We start from the raw sequence: 3,976 nt of genomic DNA, 5'->3' as shown, positions 1-3,976 counted from the left end.
GTGCAGGTCGGAGATCGGCGCGGTGTTTGTCATGGCGGCGCCGATCGTACCGCCGGGGGCCTATCACCACGGGCGGCGCAGGCGGTCGTCGGGCCGGGTCAGGTGGTCAGCCTCGCCGCGGCCGATGCCCATGTCGCGCAGCTCGGCGTCACTCATCGCCTGCAGCGCGCGGCGGTCGGCGGCGCGGCGGCGCATCGCACGCCAGGCGGCCAGGGCTGCCTGCAGCCAGCGCAGCGGGCGGCGGCGCTGCCCGGCGGCAGGCTGGACGGTGGCGGTCTTCAGCAGGGTGTGCATGGCTTCTCCACTCAACGGATGCCGATGGTGATGGCGCGCCGCCCTGATGAAAAGTTGAATGATCTGACGCTTTGCTTCAGCATTGCTGAATGCGCGCCTTGAACCTCGACCAGCTGCAGACGCTGGTGTCCATTGCCGACCTCGGCACCTTCGCCGCCGCCTCGCGCGCGCTGCACCTGGCCCCGCCCACGGTCAGCCTGCACATCGCCGAGCTGGAAGCCCGCATGGGCGTGCCGCTGCTGGAACGCGGCCCGCGCCGGGCGCTGCCCACTGCGGCCGGCGCCGCCCTGTTGGACCATGCCCGCCGGCTGCTGAAGGAGGCCGACGACGCCGCCACCACCGTGCGCCGCATCGCGCAGGGCCGCGCGGGCAAGGTGCGGCTGGGCACGTCCACCGGCGTCATCGTGCACCTGCTGCCGCAGGTGCTGGGCACGCTGGCCGAGCATGCGCCCGACATCGACGTGGACCTGGCCATCCTCGGCTCCAACGAGACGGTGGAGCGCCTGCAGGCCGGCACGCTGGACATCGGCGTGGTGGCGCTGCCGCAGCCGGCCAGCGACGAGGTGCTGGTCACGCCCTGGCGCAGCGACCCGATGATGGCCTTCCTGCCGTCGGCCTGGGCCGTGCCGCGCAGCATCACGCCCGGCTGGCTGGCCGACAAGCCGCTGATCTTCAACGACGCCAGCACCCGCATGTACCGGCTGACCATGGAATGGTTCGCCAGCGCCGGCCACAGCCCACGCGCCCGCATCGAGCTGAACTACACGCTGGCGATGAAAAGCCTGGTGGCCGCCGGCTACGGCGCTGCGCTGCTGCCAATGGAAGAAGTGGGCGGCCCGCTGTCTGCGCTGGACGCCGGCATGCAGCTGCGGCCGCTCAAGCCCGCCTTGGTGCGCACGCTGGGCATCGCCCACCGCGCCGAGGCCCGGCTGGACGCCGCCGCGCGCGAGGTGCTGGCGGTGCTGCGTGGCTTCGCGCAGAAGGCCGGCCCGCGCAGAATGCGCGCCAGTCCACCCGCCGGCGGCAACCGCCGCCCGCCACGAAGTACCGCACGATGAGCACACCCCTGCCCGACTTCCGCTCGCCCGAGTTCCTGCTCGGGCACATCCGGCACACGCTGTCGTTCTACGAGGGCCGGGCGCTGGACGCCAGCGGCGGCTTCTTCCACTTCTTCAAGGACGACGGCACGGTGTACGACCGGCGCACGCGCCACCTGGTCAGCAGCACCCGCTTCGTCTTCAACCATGCGATGGCCTGGCGCCGCTTCCGCCGGCCACAAGACCAGGCCGCCGCCCGCCACGGCCTGGCCTTCGTGCAGCAGGCGCATGCCACGCCGCAGGGCGGCCATGCCTGGCAGATCGACTGGGACGGCCAGCGCGCCACGGTGCAGGACGGCACCCAGCACTGCTATGGCCAGGCCTTCGTGCTGCTGGCCCATGCCCATGCGCTGATGGCCGGCATCGAAGAGGCACGCGCCGGCCTGGCCGCCACCTTCGAGCGCATGGAACAACGCTTCTGGGAGCCCGCCAACGGCCTGTACGCCGACGAGGCCACGCCCGACTGGCAGCTGAGCGCCTACCGCGGCCAGAACGCCAACATGCACGGCTGCGAAGCCATGATGGCCGCGCACGAGGCCACGGGTGAGGCCCGCTACCTGCAACGCGCGCTGCAGCTGGCCGAATCGGTCACGCAGCGGCTGGCCGGCCTGGCCGATGGCCTGGTGTGGGAGCACTACCGCCATGGCCCGCAGGGCGACTGGCAGGTGGACTGGGACTACAACCGCCACGACCGCAGCAACATCTTCCGGCCCTGGGGCTTCCAGACCGGCCACCTGACGGAATGGACCAAGCTGCTGCTGCAGCTGCAAGCGCGCCTGCCCGAGGACCAGCGCCCCGCGTGGCTGCTGCCCACGGCGCAGCGCTTTTTCGACACCGCGGTGCGCCATGGCTGGGACGCGCAGCACGGCGGCCTGGTGTACGGCTTTGCGCCGGGGGGCGAGGTGTGCGATGCCGACAAGTACTTCTGGGTGCAGGCCGAAAGCCTGGCCGCCGCCGCGCTGCTGGCCGTGCGCACCGGTGACGACGCGTACTGGCAGTGGTACGACCGGCTGTGGGCCTACAGCTGGGCCCACATGATCGACCACCGGCACGGCGCCTGGTTTCGCATCCGCACGCCCGACAACCGGCCTTACTCCGACGAGAAGAGCCCCGCCGGCAAGACCGACTACCACACCATGGGTGCCTGCTGGGACGTGCTGCGCGGCCTGGGCGCTTGAGGCCGGGCGCGGGCAGGCGCAAGATGGGCGTTTTGCACTGCACACGCGACGCCCATGGCCAGAACCCCCGCAGCCCCTGCCGACCCCTCCACGCTGGCGCGCGTGCGCAGCCGCCAGCGCCTGCCGGCCCGCGCGGCCACGCCCCGTCCGGCGGAAGCCGGTGACACCGTCTCGCCGCTCACGGCCCGCGGGGCCGAAGCCGACCGCGTGCGCCGCCGCAGCAGCACCACCACCGCGGTGCAATCCATGGTGGTGGGCGACCTGCTGGCCCAGGCCGGCCACGACACGCCGGCCGGTGAAGCGCTGCGCCAGCTGCAGACGCTGATCGCCGGGGCCTCGCCCGACGAGGTGGAGGCGCTGCGCAACGCGCTGTTCGAGCCCGGCCTGAAGAGGTCAGACCGCCCGGCCATCGACCCCGACACCGAGCTCAGCCCCGGCTGGCGCGAAGGCGCCTACCCCTACAAGAACTGCTGTCGCGCAAGAGCTATGAGCGGCAGAAGTACCGGCTGCAGGTGGACCTGCTGAAGCTGCAGGCCTGGGTCAAGGACACCGGCCAGCGGGTGGTCATCCTGTTCGAGGGGCGCGACGCCGCCGGCAAGGGCGGCGCGATCAAGCGCTTCATGGAACACCTCAACCCCCGCGGCGCACGCGTGGTGGCGCTGGAAAAGCCCAGCGAGGTGGAGCGTGGCCAGTGGTACTTCCAACGCTACATCCAGCACTTGCCCACGCGCGGCGAGATCGTGCTGTTCGACCGCAGCTGGTACAACCGCGCCGGCGTCGAGCGGGTGATGGGCTTTTGCACCGACCATGAGTACGACGAGTTCCTGCGCCAGGCGCCGGAGTTCGAGCGGCAGCTGGTGCGCTCGGGCGTGCACCTGTTCAAGTTCTGGTTCTCGGTCAGCCAGGACGAGCAGCGCCGCCGCTTCAAGGAACGCAAGGTGCACCCGCTCAAGCAGTGGAAGCTGAGCCCGATCGACATGGCCTCGCTGGACAAGTGGGACGACTACACCCGCGCCAAGGAGGCGATGTTCCTGCACTGCGACACCTCGGACGCGCCCTGGACGGTGATCAAGAGCGATTGCAAGAAGCGCGCACGGCTCAATGCGATGCGCTACCTGCTGCACCGCGCGCCCTACGCGCATCGCGACCTGGCCACGGTCGGCCCGGTCGATCCGCTGATCGTCGGCCGGCCGGCGCTGGTGTCGGTGGTGGGCGACGACGAGCTGGCCGCCAGCGGCAGCTGAGCGGGCGGCACGAATGGATACCGGAACTCCCCGCCGCGGCGGTGGGTCCCACCGGGCCTGATAGACGCACACGGCCTCGCGGCCCGACCTCCATGCAAGCCACCGAACAACGTGCCCTGCTCACCATCGCGCTGCTGGCGGCCTTTGCCGACGGCGACAAGTC

At 71.3% G+C, this 3,976-nt stretch carries 3 protein-coding genes and 1 pseudogene; 3 read left to right on the top strand and 1 reads right to left on the bottom strand.

Going from position 1 to position 3,976, the window contains the following annotated elements:
* Positions 1-63: 63 nt before the first annotated feature.
* Positions 64-294 carry a DUF1127 domain-containing protein gene (locus ABNT58_RS18770; RefSeq protein ID WP_348754961.1) on the bottom strand — a complete coding sequence of 77 codons (231 nt, stop codon included), beginning with the start codon at positions 292-294 and terminating at the stop codon, positions 64-66.
* 89 nt (positions 295-383) lie between these two features.
* Between ABNT58_RS18770 and ABNT58_RS18765 the strand changes: the two genes are divergently transcribed.
* From ABNT58_RS18765 to ppk2, 3 genes and pseudogenes are all read left to right on the top strand, one after another.
* The gene (locus ABNT58_RS18765; protein WP_348754960.1) at positions 384-1,352 is read left to right on the top strand and encodes a LysR family transcriptional regulator; all 969 of its coding nucleotides are present in this window, start codon (positions 384-386) and stop codon (positions 1,350-1,352) included.
* The gene (locus ABNT58_RS18760; RefSeq protein WP_348754959.1) at positions 1,349-2,569 is read left to right on the top strand and encodes an AGE family epimerase/isomerase; all 1,221 of its coding nucleotides are present in this window, start codon (positions 1,349-1,351) and stop codon (positions 2,567-2,569) included. The genes ABNT58_RS18765 and ABNT58_RS18760 overlap by 4 nt, the downstream gene beginning before the upstream one ends.
* A 246-nt stretch (positions 2,570-2,815) precedes the next feature.
* A pseudogene (gene ppk2 / locus ABNT58_RS18755) lies at positions 2,816-3,813 on the top strand (polyphosphate kinase 2).
* Positions 3,814-3,976: the final 163 nt, after the last annotated feature.

The sequence above is a fragment of the uncultured Aquincola sp. genome (genome assembly GCF_964001545.1).
Classification (GTDB): domain Bacteria; phylum Pseudomonadota; class Gammaproteobacteria; order Burkholderiales; family Burkholderiaceae_C; genus Aquincola.
This window is presented reverse-complemented; position numbering and strand designations above follow the sequence as displayed.